Origin of the sequence: Rhodopila sp. (assembly GCF_035548235.1) — a bacterium.
Lineage (GTDB): Bacteria > Pseudomonadota > Alphaproteobacteria > Acetobacterales > Acetobacteraceae > Rhodopila.
In genome coordinates this window covers 15,551-30,006 of record NZ_DASZTJ010000099.1, presented here as the reverse complement: position 1 = coordinate 30,006, position 14,456 = coordinate 15,551, and the positions used below count along the sequence as shown (strand labels likewise).

The 14,456-nt window shown below is 67.0% G+C and carries 10 protein-coding genes; 6 read left to right on the top strand and 4 right to left on the bottom strand.

Annotated elements, in window-relative coordinates; translation table 11 throughout:
- Positions 1 to 4: 4 nt before the first annotated feature.
- Complete coding sequence (locus tag VHB27_RS08320; RefSeq protein WP_325599155.1) at positions 5 to 1,075, bottom strand: hypothetical protein; 1,071 nt, start codon at positions 1,073 to 1,075, stop codon at positions 5 to 7.
- A 159-nt stretch (positions 1,076 to 1,234) separates the two neighbouring features.
- Here VHB27_RS08320 and VHB27_RS08315 point away from each other — a divergent pair, with 159 nt between their 5' ends.
- The 4 genes from VHB27_RS08315 (at position 1,235) to pgmG (ending at position 6,470) form a co-directional block, all read left to right on the top strand.
- Positions 1,235 to 3,505 carry an NADP-dependent malic enzyme gene (locus VHB27_RS08315; RefSeq protein WP_325599153.1) on the top strand — a complete coding sequence of 757 codons (2,271 nt, stop codon included), beginning with the start codon at positions 1,235 to 1,237 and terminating at the stop codon, positions 3,503 to 3,505.
- A gap of 60 nt (positions 3,506 to 3,565) precedes the next feature.
- A complete protein-coding gene (locus tag VHB27_RS08310; protein WP_325599151.1) occupies positions 3,566 to 4,018 on the top strand; it encodes a DnaJ domain-containing protein in 453 nt (150 codons plus the stop codon).
- Positions 4,019 to 4,172: 154 nt separating this feature from the next.
- Complete coding sequence (galU, locus tag VHB27_RS08305; protein WP_325599149.1) at positions 4,173 to 5,042, top strand: UTP--glucose-1-phosphate uridylyltransferase GalU; 870 nt, start codon at positions 4,173 to 4,175, stop codon at positions 5,040 to 5,042.
- A gap of 18 nt (positions 5,043 to 5,060) precedes the next feature.
- The gene (gene pgmG / locus VHB27_RS08300; protein ID WP_325599147.1) at positions 5,061 to 6,470 is read left to right on the top strand and encodes a phosphoglucomutase/phosphomannomutase PgmG; all 1,410 of its coding nucleotides are present in this window, start codon (positions 5,061 to 5,063) and stop codon (positions 6,468 to 6,470) included.
- A 10-nt stretch (positions 6,471 to 6,480) separates the two neighbouring features.
- Here pgmG and VHB27_RS08295 read toward each other — a convergent pair whose 3' ends face one another.
- Both VHB27_RS08295 and VHB27_RS08290 read right to left on the bottom strand, forming a co-directional pair.
- Positions 6,481 to 7,611 carry a CaiB/BaiF CoA transferase family protein gene (locus VHB27_RS08295; protein ID WP_325599145.1) on the bottom strand — a complete coding sequence of 377 codons (1,131 nt, stop codon included), beginning with the start codon at positions 7,609 to 7,611 and terminating at the stop codon, positions 6,481 to 6,483.
- Complete coding sequence (locus VHB27_RS08290; RefSeq protein ID WP_325599143.1) at positions 7,608 to 8,360, bottom strand: SDR family NAD(P)-dependent oxidoreductase; 753 nt, start codon at positions 8,358 to 8,360, stop codon at positions 7,608 to 7,610. Before VHB27_RS08290 ends, VHB27_RS08295 begins: the two co-directional genes overlap by 4 nt.
- A gap of 85 nt (positions 8,361 to 8,445) precedes the next feature.
- Between VHB27_RS08290 and VHB27_RS08285 the strand changes: the two genes are divergently transcribed.
- Together VHB27_RS08285 and VHB27_RS08280 are read left to right on the top strand one after the other, a co-directional pair.
- Entirely contained in the window at positions 8,446 to 9,486 is a 1,041-nt protein-coding gene (locus VHB27_RS08285) for a TIGR03617 family F420-dependent LLM class oxidoreductase (RefSeq protein WP_325599141.1), read from the top strand.
- 147 nt (positions 9,487 to 9,633) lie between these two features.
- Positions 9,634 to 11,580 (top strand): elongation factor G, encoded by a 1,947-nt coding sequence (locus VHB27_RS08280; RefSeq protein WP_325599139.1) that lies wholly within the window; start codon positions 9,634 to 9,636, stop codon positions 11,578 to 11,580.
- A 216-nt stretch (positions 11,581 to 11,796) separates the two neighbouring features.
- On the opposite strand, the gene alaS is transcribed toward VHB27_RS08280, so the two are convergent.
- Positions 11,797 to 14,433 carry an alanine--tRNA ligase gene (gene alaS, locus VHB27_RS08275; RefSeq protein ID WP_325599137.1) on the bottom strand — a complete coding sequence of 879 codons (2,637 nt, stop codon included), beginning with the start codon at positions 14,431 to 14,433 and terminating at the stop codon, positions 11,797 to 11,799.
- Positions 14,434 to 14,456 lie beyond the last annotated feature (23 nt).

Sequence of the window (14,456 nt, the reverse complement as noted above, 5' to 3'; positions counted from 1 at the left end):
GATCTCACTCCGCCACCGGGCCACAGTCAATCGGCTCGCAGTCAATGCAGACGCCGATCGGCGCGGTGACCGCCTGGCTCTTGAGGCCGAGCCACGGGGGAATGATGGCACCGAAACCGCCGGCGGGGCCGCCGGCCGCGACGATCAGCAGATGCTCGGGCGAGGGCAGTGCGGCGTATTCGCGGTCGCCCTCCTCCCGCACCACGGCGGCCTTGCCGACCTCGGCCCATTCGCTGCGGCGGATGCGGGCGCGTTTCCAGATGAACTCGGCGATGTCGGACTTGCGCCAGCCGGCGCCTTGCAGATGGTCGCGCAACTGCTTGGGCACGACCATGATGTAGTTGCCGCCCCAGATCGAATAATGCCGCATGTTGGCTCGGATTTCAGCCGCGAAGGTCTCCAGGATCTCCTCGGGCTTCGTCGTCCATTCGTTCATGATCTGGCGCGGCGCGCCGGCGGCCATGACGGTGACGGCCGAGGCCTCGGGCGGCACGCCGCGCTGGGCATGCAGCGGCACCCAGGTCGAGTCCTCCTCGTCCTCGGCGATGCAGTAGCTGAACTTGCCGGGATGACCGAGGGTGGAGCGATCGATGCCGCCGGGCCGGACTTCCAGGACGTTGATCAGCGACAGGCGGATCGTGCGCCCGATCACCGCCGTCGCCCGGTCGCTGTTGCCCAGCGCGTTGAACCCGCCGACAGCCCCGATCTCCCGCCGCAGGGGACCATTCAAGATGACGGCAACGGCGCAGCCGCCGGTGGAGGAGGTCGCGCCGTGCAACAGGAACTCCGGCTGCAACATGGCGGCGAAGGCGGCCAGAACGGCAGGGAAATGCATCGGCAGGCAGCCGGCCATGACCGCGTTGACCGCCAGCTTCTCGGCGGTGATCGGCACGCCGCGCACCGGTTCCACCCCCAGAAGCTGATCGGGCGGGGTCATGGCCCATTCCAGGCAGGCTTCTACCGCTTCGGGCGTCGGCGGGACGATGGGCAGGCCATCGGTCCAGCCGTTGCTGTGATAGAATTCCTGGGCAACCCAGGGGTCTGCGAGTTCGTGGACGGTGGAAGCCAGTTGCATGTCGTTCCGCCTTCTTGGACCGTCGGGATGATACGACGCTTCGCTGGGAATGCCATGTATTGTCCCAAGGGCATCATTCCATGGATCCCCTCGCGTCTAGCCCCGATTGGCCCCCATCTTGTATGAACCCACCCACCTTCGAATGGATCAGGGAACGTCATGGACGAGGATTTCCGCAAGGCAGCGCTCGACTACCACCGGCTGCCGCGGCCCGGTAAGCTTACCATCGAGCCGACCAAGCGCATGGCGACGCAGCGCGACCTGGCGCTGGCCTACTCGCCCGGCGTCGCCGCGGCGTGCGAGGCGATCAAAGCCGACCCGGACACCGCCCATGACTACACCGCCCGCGGCAACCTGGTCGCGGTGATCTCCAACGGCACCGCCGTTCTGGGCCTGGGCAATATCGGCCCCCTGGCCGGCAAGCCGGTCATGGAAGGCAAAGCCGTCCTGTTCAAGAAATTCGCCGGCATCGACGTCTTCGACATCGAGGTCGACGCCACCGATCCCGCTCGGTTCTGCGACGTCGTCGCCGCCCTGGAACCGACCTTCGGCGCGGTGAACCTGGAAGACATCAAGGCCCCCGAATGCTTCGCCATCGAGGCGGAGCTGCGGTCCAGGATGAACATCCCGGTCTTTCATGACGACCAGCACGGCACGGCCATCACCGTCGCCGCCGCCGTCCGGAACGGGCTGCTGTTGCAGGGCAAGGACATCGCGGAGGTGAAGCTGGTCACCTCGGGTGCCGGCGCGGCGGCCCTGGCCTGCGTCGACCTGCTGGTCTCGATGGGCCTGAAGCCGGAGAATGTCACGCTGACGGACATCAAGGGCGTGGTGCACAAGGATCGTCCAGGCATGCTGCCGAACATGGCGCGCTACGCCCGCGAGACCAATGCCACCACGCTGCAGGACGCGCTGCCCGGCTGCGACGTGTTCATGGGCCTGTCCGCCCCCCGCGTGCTGAAGCCGGAATGGCTCCCCAGCCTCGGCCCCAAGCCGATCATCCTGGCGCTGGCGAATCCGGAGCCCGAGATCGATCCGGACCTGGTCGCCAAGATCCGCCCCGACGCGATCGTTGCCACCGGCCGCAGCGACTATGCCAACCAGGTCAACAACGTCCTGTGCTTTCCCTTTATCTTCCGCGGCGCGCTGGATGTCGGCGCGACCACGATCAACGAGGCGATGAAGATCGCGGCGGTCGAAGCCATCGCCAAACTGGCCCGCGTCGAGGCCAGCGAGGTCGTCGCCGCCGCGTATGGCGGCGTGGCGCCGGTGTTCGGTCCCGACTATATCATCCCCAGGCCCTTCGATCCTCGGCTGATCCTCGAAATCGCCCCGGCGGTGGCCCGTGCGGCGATGGAGACGGGGGTCGCGCGCCGGCCGATCGCCGATTTGCACGCCTATATGGCCGACCTCGAACGCTTCGTGTTCCGCAGCGGCTACTTGATGCGTCCGGTGTTCGAGGCGGCGAGCCGCGAGCCCAAGCGCGTCGTGTTCGCCGAGGGTGAGGACGAACGGATCCTGCGCGCCGCGCAGACCCTGATCGACGACGAGATCGCCCATCCTATCCTGCTGGGCAGCCGCGACCTGATCGCCGCCAAAATCAAGGACATGGGCCTGCGGATGAAACTGGGCAAACAGGTGCAGGTGCTGGATCCGGTGGCCGACCGGGCGGTGTATGATGCGTTGGTCCCTGAATACCAGCGTCTCGCGGGCCGCCGTGGCACGCCGCCGGAGCCGGCGGCGCGGCGGATCACGACCCGAGCCTCGGTGGCCGCGGCGATGCTGCTGCATGCGGGGCAGGCGGACGCGGCGATCTGCGGCGGGACCGGCGGCTGGTGGCGGCAGATCCAGTACGTCCTGCCGATCATCCCGCGCCGGCCCGACGTCAATCGGGTCTACGCTCTGTCCTGCCTGATCCTGCCGACCGGCGTCCTGTTCATCTGCGACACCTTCATGGTCGTCGACCCGACGGCGGAGCAGATCACCGAAATGACCCTGCTGGCCGCCGAGGCGGTACGCGGTTTCGGCCTGGTTCCCAAGGCGGCGCTGTTGTCGCATTCCAACTTCGGTGCCAGCGAGACCGCCTCTGCCCGCAAGATGCGCCAGGCCCTGGGGATGATCCGTGCTCGGGCGCCGGGGCTGGAGATCGACGGTGAGATGCACGCCGACGCGGCGCTTGTGCAGGCGATCCGCGACCGCGCGGTGCCGGACAGCAAGCTGACCGGCACCGCCAACCTGCTGATCATGCCCAACCTCGATTCCGCCAACATCGCCTTCAACCTGCTGAAGGCCGCCGCTGACGGGCTGCCGGTCGGGCCGATCCTGCTGGGCATGTCCAAGCCCATCCATGTCGTGGTGCCCAGCGTGACGGCACGCGGCATCGTCAACCTGAGCGCGCTTGCCGTCGTTGAGGCGCAAGACTTGGACTGAGGAAAGGGGCGCCATCATGCACCGCCGTCGCGACCCTGAGGCGGCTGTGGGGGACGTTCGATGATCGGCCTGCTGTTCGGCGCGGTGGTCCTGTTCGTCCTGATCGCCGGGGCACGGGCGTTCGAGCGGGCGTCGGTCCGCTCGATCAAGGCGTTGCTGGCCTGGATCGCCGCGCTGGGCGGCCTGACCTTGGCGCTGTTGCTGATCCTGTCGGGGCGCGGGTCGGTCGCGTTCGGGGCACTGGCGTTGTTCGGCCCGCTGATTTACCAGCAGTGGCAGGAGGCGCGCGGGCGGACGGCCCGGCGACCGGGCGCCGGGCCCCGGCCGCCAGGGGCGAGGGGCAGCATGACCCGCGCCGAGGCCTACGAAGTCCTGGGCCTGCGGCCCGGTGCGTCCGAGGCCGAGATCCGGGAGGCGCATCATCGCCTGATGCGGGCCGCGCATCCGGATGCAGGCGGTTCCGACTGGCTGGCCAGCCGGATCAACCAGGCGCGTGATGTTTTATTGGGCTGAACGGTCGATACGGTTGGGCCATATTCGCCGGAACGTGTTATACCTCGCGCGGCTTTGTCCCGGCGTATTTTCTGTCCGCTGCCATAATTCCGGCCATACGTTCTGACATCTGCATGCAATCAGAACATCCAAACCTAGAAATTGGAGCCGTCGCGTGAAAAAGAAACTCACCAAGGCCGTCCTGCCCGTCGCGGGACTGGGGACCCGCTTCCTGCCCGCCACCAAGGCGACAGCCAAGGAAATGCTGCCGGTCGTCGACAAGCCGTTGATTCAATATGCCGTCGAGGAAGCGCGCGCCGCCGGAATCGAACAGTTCTGCATGGTCACCGGCCGCGGCAAGACCGCGCTGGTGGAGCATTTCGACATCGCATACGAGCTCGATGCCACGTTGCGGGAGCGGGAAAAGCACGACGCGCTACTGCACCTGAAAGGGACGCAGAGCGAGCCCGGATCGATCGTGACGGTCCGCCAGCAGGTGCCGCTGGGGCTTGGGCACGCGATCTGGTGCGCCCGCGCCTTCATCGGCGACGACCCGTTCGCGATCCTGCTGCCTGACGACCTTGTGCTGGCGGATGTCCCCTGCCTGGCCCAGCTTGCCCAGGCCTATGAGGAGACCGGCGGCAATGTCGTCGCGGTGACCGAGGTGCCGTGGGAACAGACCAACCGCTACGGCATCCTGAGGATCGGCAAGGATGACGGCCGTCTGGTCGAGGTGACCGGCCTGGTCGAAAAGCCTGCGCCCAAGGATGCGCCGTCCAATCTGTCGATCATCGGCCGCTATGTGCTGATGCCCGAGGTCATCACGCATCTGGCGCGGATGGAGCGCGGGGCAGGCAACGAGGTGCAGTTGACCGACGGAATGGCCAAGCTGATCGGAACGCAGCCGTTCCATGGGCTGCGTTATGAAGGCCGCCGGTTCGACTGCGGCGACAAGGTAGGGTATCTGGAAGCGCAGATCGCGTTCGCTTTGAAACGGCCGGACTTGGCCGACGCCGTGCGTGCGTTTTTGAAAACCTACGTCTGAGCAGGAGATATCCGACCGATGGCCTTCACCCACCAGTTCGAACAGACTGTCCTGCGCGAATACGACATCCGTGGTATTGTTGGAAAAACCCTGCATCCGACGGACGCTTTCGCGATCGGGCGGACGTTCGGAACGATCGTGGCGCGCAATGGCGGCACCCGCGTCGCGGTGGGGTACGACGGACGGCTGACCAGCCCGGAGCTGGAACAGTCCCTGGTGGACGGACTGAAGGCCAGCGGCATGCATGTGTTGCGCATCGGCCGTGGACCGACGCCGATGCTGTATTACACGGCGACGGTGAAGGAGACCGACGGCGCGGTGATGGTCACCGGATCACACAATCCGCCTGACTATAACGGCTTCAAGATGATGCTGGGCCGCAAGCCGTTTTTCGGCGAGCAGATCCAGCAGATCGGCAAAATGGCCGCGAGCGGCGACGTCACCGCCGAGGTCGGCGGGACAGAAGAATCGATCGATATCGTTGCCGATTATATCGGTCGCCTGCTGTCCGATTGGGACGGCGGCGACCGCATGCTGAAGGTGGTGTGGGACAATGGCAACGGTGCGGCGGGCGAAGTCCTGCAGAAGCTCGTCGCGTCCCTGCCGGGCGAACATTTCGTCCTGAACGGAACGATCGACGGGCATTTCCCGGCGCATCACCCGGACCCGACCGTTCCGGCGAACCTGCAGCAGTTGATTGCAGAGGTAACCAAGCGGAAACCCGATATCGGCATTGCCTTCGACGGCGACGCGGATCGGATCGGCGTGATCGACGATACCGGCGCCATCTTCTTCGGCGACCAGCTGCTGGTGCTGCTGGCGCGCGACGTGCTGAAGGAGCATCCGAAAGCCACGATCATCGCCGACGTGAAAGCCAGCCAGGTCTTGTTCGACGAAGTCGCCGCTGCCGGTGGCACGCCTTTGATGTGGAAGACCGGACATTCGCTGATCAAGGCTAAGATGGCCGAAACCGGAAGTCCCCTGGCCGGTGAGATGTCGGGCCATATCTTCTTCGCCGATCGCTGGTACGGCTTCGACGATGCGCTCTATGCCGCGGTGCGGACGCTGGGGATCGTTGCGCGGCTGGACGGTAAGCTGTCGGCCATGCGCGAGGCGCTGCCGCACGTTATCAACACGCCGGAAGTCCGTTTCGATTGTGACGATCGCCGCAAGTTCGCGGTCATTGAGGAGGTCGCGTCACGCCTCGCCGCCGAGGGCGCCAGGGTCTCGGCGACGGACGGCGTACGGGTCGCCACCGATGACGGCTGGTGGCTGCTGCGCGCCTCCAACACCCAGGCGGTCCTTGTCGCTCGGGCCGAGGCAAAATCCGAAGCGGGGCTGGAACGGCTGAAGGCAGCGCTGGTCGCGCAATTGAAGGCGTCGGGGTTGGCGGCGCCGGATTTCTCCGGCAGCCATGCGGGGCATTGAGGAACCGCGGTCAGCTCCCCAAGACCTCCGGATTATGCGCGCCCAACTTCGGCGCCCCGGTGGCGGGAGCTGGTCGCACCCCGTCGAAGTTCAGCGGCAGGCCAACCACGCGCAGGTCGCTACCTGGTAGCGTCTGCAACTGTCCCATCGCCGCCAACTGCTCCGACGCCGACAATTCGGCGATGTCGTTGACCGGCGCGCACGGCACGCCCGCCTCGCCGATGAGGCCCAGCCAGTCCTGCCGGCTTCGGGTCCGCAGTACGGGTTGCATCGTCTCGACCAGGAACTGGCGGTTCGCCGCGCGCTTCCGGCCATCCGACATCAGCTCGTGCTCGCACCATTCGGGGTGGCCCATTGCCTTCGCCAGCTTGACGAACAGCCGGTCGTTGCCGGCAGCGATGCAGATCGGGCGGTCGGCCGTGTCAAAAATCTGGTAGGGCGCCAGTGTGGCGCTCGCCGCGCCGTGGCGTTGCGGCACGCGGCCGGTGACTTGGTAGGTGTTCAGTGATGTCTGCACCAGGGCGACGGCGCTTTCGAACAGGGACGCGTCGACGGTGCAGCCTTTGCCCGTCTGCTCGCGCTGCTTCAGCGCCGCCAGCGCGCCGATGACGCACCACATTCCCGTCGTGATATCGTTGATCGCCGTGCCCGCGAAGGTCGGCGGGTCGTCCGGGCGCCCGGTCAACGTCACCATCGACGCAAAGGCCTGCAGCAGCGGGTCAAAGGCAGGCGCCGACTTCAACGGGCCGGTATGTCCGAACGACCAGATCGAGCAGTAGATCAGCCGCGGGTTCACCGCCTGCATCGCCTCCGGTCCGATCCCCAGTGCGTCAACGATTCCCGGCCGCAGGTTCTGGATCAGGATATCGGCGTCACGCACGAGGTCCTTCAGCCGCTGCACATCCCCTGCGCTCTTGAGGTCCAGCGTCACCGACTTCTTTCCGCGATTGTTCGCATGGAAACTGACCGAGTCGCCGTCGACGAACGGAGGCCCCCACAGCCGCGCGTCATCGCCGCCATCAGGCTTCTCGACCTTGATCACCTCGGCGCCCAGGTCCGCCAGGACCACGCCCGCCAGGGGCCCGGCCAGGTTCTGGCCAAGCTCCACCACCGTGACGCCGGCGAGCGGACCGGACTTCATGACAGGCCCAGCCGCTTGCGGAACGGTTCGTCCCGCAGGCTGAATTCCTGGCCCGCGAGGTCATCGGCCGCCGGGGTCAGCAGATAGGCGATCGCCATCGCCGGATGCGCCGTCGGATACAGGGTCTCACGCGGCGTTTTCGACAGCGGGTTGATGCCCGACGCGCGCACTTGCACGTGCATATACGTATCCGTCATTCCGGGCTGGAAGCCGAAGACGCGGATGTTCTTGCCTTCGGTTTCCAATGCAACCGACCGCGTCAGCATGTGCAGCCCGGCCTTGGCAGCGCAATAGGCGCTCCAGCCCTCCAGCGGCCGGATCGCCGCGCCCGAGGACAGGTTCACGATCGACCCGCCCCCGGCCGCGATCATGCCGGGCAGCACTGCCCGGATGGCGTGATAGGCACCGACCAGGTTGGTCTGGACGTTGCGCGCCCAGGCGGCAGGGTCGCTGTCGACGATCGTCGCGATCGGATCGAGGATGCCGGCGTTGTTGACCAGCGCGTCCAGCCGCCCGTGGCGCTTGCGAGTGGCCTCCGCCAGCGCGGCGACGGCGGCGTAGTCGGCCATGTCGCAGGCATGCGCCTCGGCCAAGGGACCGACTGCCTCGGCGACCTTTCCCACGGTTGCCTTGTCGCGTCCGGTCAGGACCACCCGAGCGCCGTCTTTCGCGAGGGCGTGGGCGGCGGCCTCGCCGATACCGCGGCTGGCGCCGGTGATGATGATGACCTGGCCGTCGAGCGCGCCCATGCTGTTTCCTCCTGCCGTTTCGGTCACAGCTTTACGTGACCGTCAGCCTGGCCGCAAATTGCGACGACGGATGGGAGGATAATAGATGCGCGTCTCCATGAGCTTGCCGAGCCACGACTGGCATGCCTGCGGCACTGCCGCGCGGCAGGCGGAAGAGGATGGTTTCGACAGTGTGCAGAGCAACGAGATCAAGCACGACCCGTTCGCACCGCTGGCCTTCGCCGCGCTGGCGACGGAGCGGGTGCAACTGGTGACCTCGGTGGCGATTGCGTTTCCGCGCAGCCCGATGATCGTGGCCAACCAGGCCTGGGACCTGCACACACATGCGAAAGGGCGTTTCGTCGTTGGCCTGGGCAGCCAGGTGAAGGCGCATAACGAGCGCCGCTTCTCGGTCCCTTGGGTCGCGCCGGCCGCCCGGCTGGGCGAATACGTCGAATCCCTGCGTGCGATCTTCCGCTGCTGGGAGCACAAGGAGCGACTGAACTACCAGGGCAAATACTACACCTTTTCGCTGATGACCCCGGAATTCGCGCCGCCGCCGCAGGGGTTGCCATTGCCGCCGGTGGCCGTGGCGGCGGTTGGGCCGTTGATGCTGAAGACCGCCGCCCGCGTCGCCGACAGTGTGCGGCTGCACAGCTTCGCCACGCGCGAATACCTGGAAAAGGTGGTCCGGCCGCTGCTGGCCGAGGAACTCGCCGCCCATGGCAAGTCGTTCGAGCATTTCGAGATCACCGGCGGTGGTTTTGTCGCCACTGGCCCCGACGCGGCGGCGGTGAAGGAGGCGCTGGAGAAAGTCCGCTACCGCGTTGCCTTCTATGGCTCGACGCCCGCGTATCGCGGGGTCTTCGACCTGCATGGGGTGTCCGACCTCGGTGTGAAGCTGACCGAGATGTCGAAGACCGGCCAATGGGATCGCATGGCCGCCGAAATCCCCGACGACGTGCTGGACCTGTTCGTCGCGCGGGCGACCTATGACGACCTGCCGACGGCGATCGAGAAGCGGTACGGCGGCGTCGTCGACACGGTCACGATCGATTTCACGCCGGGCACCAGCACCGCCACGCGACGGGACGTGGTGGCGGCGATCCAGAAGATCCCCGGCCGTTTCCAAGGGTTTCGGACGTAGCGCACCCCGGGGGCGTTCCTCCTCAACTCGGGACTCCCTTTCTCCCGCCACTCCGCTACCATCCCCTTCCAGAGGGCGCCCCGCGTGCCCGCTTCGCTCGGGCCCGCGTCCACAGGAGCGCCTTCGGATACAGAAGGAGGTGCGGTCATGTCCGAAGCCCGAAACGTCGGGAGCCCCCGCTCCGTAGCCCTGGTCGGGCCCTATGGCAGCGGCAAGTCCACCCTGTTCGAGGCCATGCTCGATGTTGGCGGTGCGCCGGTGAAACGCCCGGCCGATCCGCGCAACCGGCCGATGACGACGGATATCCGCCTGGGTCATTGCAGCTATCTGGGCGATCCGTGGTGCATCCTGGACTGCCCCGGCTCGATCGAATTTTCCTATCAGACCATGGCCGCGCTGGCGATCGCCGACATCGCGGTCGTGGTGTGCGAGCCGACGCCGGCCAAGGCGCTGATGGTCGCCCCGTTGCTGAAGACGCTGAAGGACGAGAACGTCCCTCACATTCTGTTCATCAACAAGATCGATACACTGGATGACGGGATCGGCGACACACTGGCCGCGCTGCAGGCCTATGCCGGTTCGCCTCTGGTGCTGCGGCAGATGCCGATCTTCGAGGAGTCGGCTGTCATCGGCTATGTCGATCTGATGTCGGAACGGGCATACCGGTACCGCAAGGGGAAATCCTCCGAACTCATGCGGATTCCGGACTCCGTCCAGGCCGAAGGCGAGGCTGCGCTGGGCCGCTTGGTGGAGACGCTTGCCGACCACGACGACGCCCTACTGGAAAAAGTGCTGGAGGATATCAGGCCGACGCCCGAGGAACTGTATCGCGACATGCGCAAGGACCTGCATGACGGGACGGTGATCGAAGTGATGCTGGGCGCGGCCGACCACGCCAGCGGCGTGCGGCGATTGTGGAAAGCGCTGCGGCACGACACGCCACATGCGGCCACGACAGCCGAACGGCACGCGATCAGGGCGGAGGGGGCGCCGCTGGCGCAGGTGTTCAAGACCGCGTATGCCGGGCACACCGGCAAGCTCTCCTACGCCCGTGTCTGGCGTGGAACGATCGCCGACGGCAGCCAGCTTGGCGGCACGCGCCTGGGCGGCATCTATCGTTTCGCCAGCGGCGACCTGACGAAAGTCCCACAGGCGGTGGAGGGCGATATCGTTGCCCTGGGGCGCCTGGACGGCGTGCCCACGGGGGCGACGGTTTCAACCGGAACGGTCGAGGAGGAGTTGCCGTTCCCCCAGGTCGCGCCCCCCGTCTACGCGCTGGCGGTCGCCACGACGGACCGCAAGGACGACGTGAAACTATCGGGCGCGCTGCACAAGCTGGCGGAGGAAGATCCCACCCTGCTGATCACCCAGGACGCCGAAACGGTCCTGCACGGGCAGGGGGAGATCCATTTGCAGACCGCGGCCGAACACCTGTCCCGCGATTACGGGTTGAAGCTGGCGACGCGAAAACCCGTGGTGGCGTATAAGGAAACGCTCCGAAAGCCGATCCATGAGCATGGGCGGCTGAAGCGTCAGACCGGCGGGCACGGGCAGTTCGCCGACGTCAAGATCGACATCGCCCCCAGGCCGCGCGGGACGGGGTTCGCGTTCGTCGACAAGATCGTCGGTGGCGCGGTGCCGCGCAACTATATCCCCTCGGTCGAGGCTGCCGCCGAGGAAGCCACCGGCAAGGGGCCGTTCGGCTATCCGGTGGTGGATGTCTCGGTGACGCTGGTCGATGGCGGGTTCCATTCGGTCGACAGCTCCGACATGGCGTTCAAGACCGCGACGCAGTTGGCCATGAAGGAGGGGCTGGCGAAGGCCGACCCGGTGTTGTTGGAGCCGGTGGACCGCGTGACCGTGGCCGTGCCCAACGAGTTCACCGCCAAGGCGCAGCGCCTGCTGACCGGCCGGCGCGGTCAGATCCTCGGTTTCGCGGAACGGACCGGCTGGGCCGGTTGGGATGAGATCGAAGCGCTGGTGCCCGAGGCGGAACTGCACGACCTGATCATCGAGTTGCGGTCGCAGACCTTGGGACTGGGCACGTATTGCAAGCGCTTCGACCATTTGGCGGAGACGAGCCTGACGCCATAAGCCGTGCCCATGCCATGACGGGTTTGTGCGTTTTGCCGTGATGGTCTCGACGTGTGTGTCATGACCGGCTTTATGCCGGTCATGCACCGCCTGGGGGCACCGTTAGGCGTGGATGGCCGGTCAAGCCCGGCCACGATGACGCGGGGGCCGGCCACGACGCGAAGAGAAGACGCAACGGGAAGTGGTCGGCGCCTCGGTGATCCCTCGAACCGCCTTCTACCCCAGTGCCGCCCGCACCGCCGCCAGAGCCTCGTCCGCCTTGGCACCATCCGGGCCGCCGGCCTGGGCCAGGTCGGGGCGGCCACCGCCGCCCTTGCCGCCGACGGCCGCAGCGGCGGAGCGGACGAGGTCGACCGCGCTAACCCGGTCCTTGAGGTCACCCGACACGGCGACCACGATCGACGCTTTCCCCTCGGCCGTCGAAACCAGCGCCACAACCCCGCTCTCCTGCTGCTTCAGGATCGCATCGGCCAGGCTTTTCAGGTCCTTCGCCGGCACCTCGCCGAGGTTGCGCGCCGCCAGCTTGACCCCGTTGACGTCCTCGACGGACGCGGCACTGCCGCCGGTGGCGAGCTTCTTCTGCAGCTCCGCGACCTGGCGTTCCAGCTTACGGCGATCCTCCTGCAAGGCGGTGATCCGGTCCGCGACCTCGGCGGGGGCCGCCCGCAGCGCGCCGGCGGCCTCGTTCAGCCTGGATTGGATCTCGGCCACGACCGCCTCGGCCGCGGTGCCGGTGACCGCCTCGATCCGCCGCACGCCGGATGCGACCGCGGCCTCGCTGACGATGCGGAAATAGCCGATGTCGCCGGTCCGGCGGACATGCGTGCCGCCGCACAGCTCGATCGACCAGGCGGACTTGTTGCCGTCCGGTGTGCCCATCGACACCACGCGGACCTCATCGCCGTATTTCTCGCCGAACAGCGCCATCGCGCCGAGCTCAACGGCAGCTTCGGGCGTCATCAGGCGCGTGGTGACCTCGGTGTTCTCGCGGATTTTCGCGTTGACCTCGGCCTCCACCCAGCGCAGCTCGTCGGCGGTAATCGGCCGGGGTTGGCTGACGTCGAAGCGCAGCCGGTCGGGGGCGTTCAGGCTGCCTTTCTGGGTGACATGGGTGCCCAACTTGCGCCGCAACGCCTCATGCAGCAGGTGTGTGGCGGAGTGGTGGGCGCGGATGGCGGTGCGGCGGGCATGGTCCACCTCGGCGACGACCGGTATCCCCGGCCGGGCGGTCCCGGCCTTCACCAGTCCGTAGTGGACGAACAGCTCGCCGAGCTTCTTTTGCGTGTCGGTGATGGCGATGGCCAGCCCGTCAGGGCCGGTGATCGTCCCGGTATCGCCGACCTGGCCACCGCTCTCGCCATAGAACGGCGTCTGGTTGAGCACCACCGCGACCTCGGTCCCGGCCGACGCGCTGTCGACGACGGCGCCGTTCACCACCAGTGCGGTGATCTCGCCCTCGGCGCTTTCCGTGGCATAGCCCAGGAACTCGGTCGCCCCGGTCCGTTCCTTGATCTCGAACCAGACCTGTTCGGTCGCCGCGTCGCCCGATCCCGCCCAGGCGGCGCGGGCGCGGGCGCGCTGTTCGGCCATCGCGACCTCGAACCCCGCGAGGTCGACGGTCCGGCCCTGTTCCCGCAGCGCGTCCTGCGTCAGATCGAGGGGGAAGCCATACGTGTCGTACAGCCGGAACGCCACCGGGCCCGGCAGCGGCTGACCGTCGCCCAGGCGGCCGGTTTCCTCGGCCAGCAGCCCCAGGCCGCGTTCCAGCAGCGACTTGAAGCGGGTCTCCTCCAGCAGCAGCGTCTCGGTGATCAGTACCTCGGCGCGGACCAGTTCGGGGTAGGCGGCGCCCATCTGGCGGATCAGGGCGGGCACCAGCCGGTGCATCATCGGCTCCCTCGCCCCCATCATCGCCGCGTGCCGCATCGCGCGGCGCATGATCCGGCGCAGGACATAGCCGCGGCCTTCGTTGGACGGCAGGACCCCGTCGGCCATCAGGAAGCTGGAACTGCGCAGATGGTCGGCGATGACGCGATGGCTGGCGCGGAACGGGCCGTCCGGATCCTGCCCGGTGATCTCGGCGCTGGCGAGGATCAGGGCGCGGAAGATGTCGATGTCGTAGTTGTCGTGCTTGCCCTGCAGGATGGCGGCGATGCGCTCCAGCCCCATGCCGGTGTCGATCGAGGGCCGGGGCAGCGGGACGCGGGTGCCGGGCGGCCCTTCCTCGAACTGCATGAACACCAGGTTCCAGATCTCGATGAACCGGTCGCCGTCCTCGTCCGGGCTGCCGGGCGGGCCGCCGGGGATGTGGTCGCCGTGGTCATAGAAGATCTCGGAGCAGGGGCCGCACGGACCGGTATCCCCCATGCGCCAGAAATTGTCCGAGGTGCCGATGCGGATGATCCGCTCCTCCGGCAGGCCGGCGACTTTCTTCCAGATCGCGGCGGCGTCCTCGTCCTCGGCATAGACGGTGACCAACAGCCGGTCCTTGGGCAGGCCGAAGTCCTTGGTCACCAGTTCCCACGCGAAGGGGATCGCCTTGTCCTTGAAGTAGTCGCCGAAGCTGAAATTGCCCAGCATCTCGAAGAAGGTGTGATGGCGGGCGGTGTAGCCGACATTGTCCAGGTCGTAGTGCTTGCCGCCGGCGCGCACGCATTTCTGAGCGGTCGTCGCACGGTTGTAGGGACGCTTCTCCTGGCCGGTGAAGACGTTCTTGAACTGCACCATCCCGGCATTGGTGAACATCAGCGTCGGGTCGTTGCGCGGCACCAAGGGTGAGCTTTCCACCGGCTGATGGCCGTTGCGGGCGAAATAGTCCAGGAAGGCGGCGCGGATGTCGTTGCTGCTGGCCATGGCGTCGGTCTGAGTTCCAGGAA

Coding starts and splice junctions, on each gene's coding strand:
- pgmG (WP_325599147.1), top strand. CDS start 5,061: ATGGCCTTCACCCACCAGTTCGAACAGACTGTCCTGCGCGAATACGAC.
- VHB27_RS08315 (WP_325599153.1), top strand. CDS start 1,235: ATGGACGAGGATTTCCGCAAGGCAGCGCTCGACTACCACCGGCTGCCG.
- VHB27_RS08320 (WP_325599155.1), bottom strand. CDS start 1,075: ATGCAACTGGCTTCCACCGTCCACGAACTCGCAGACCCCTGGGTTGCC.
- VHB27_RS08295 (WP_325599145.1), bottom strand. CDS start 7,611: ATGAAGTCCGGTCCGCTCGCCGGCGTCACGGTGGTGGAGCTTGGCCAG.
- VHB27_RS08285 (WP_325599141.1), top strand. CDS start 8,446: ATGCGCGTCTCCATGAGCTTGCCGAGCCACGACTGGCATGCCTGCGGC.
- VHB27_RS08310 (WP_325599151.1), top strand. CDS start 3,566: ATGATCGGCCTGCTGTTCGGCGCGGTGGTCCTGTTCGTCCTGATCGCC.
- VHB27_RS08290 (WP_325599143.1), bottom strand. CDS start 8,360: ATGGGCGCGCTCGACGGCCAGGTCATCATCATCACCGGCGCCAGCCGC.
- VHB27_RS08280 (WP_325599139.1), top strand. CDS start 9,634: ATGTCCGAAGCCCGAAACGTCGGGAGCCCCCGCTCCGTAGCCCTGGTC.
- alaS (WP_325599137.1), bottom strand. CDS start 14,433: ATGGCCAGCAGCAACGACATCCGCGCCGCCTTCCTGGACTATTTCGCC.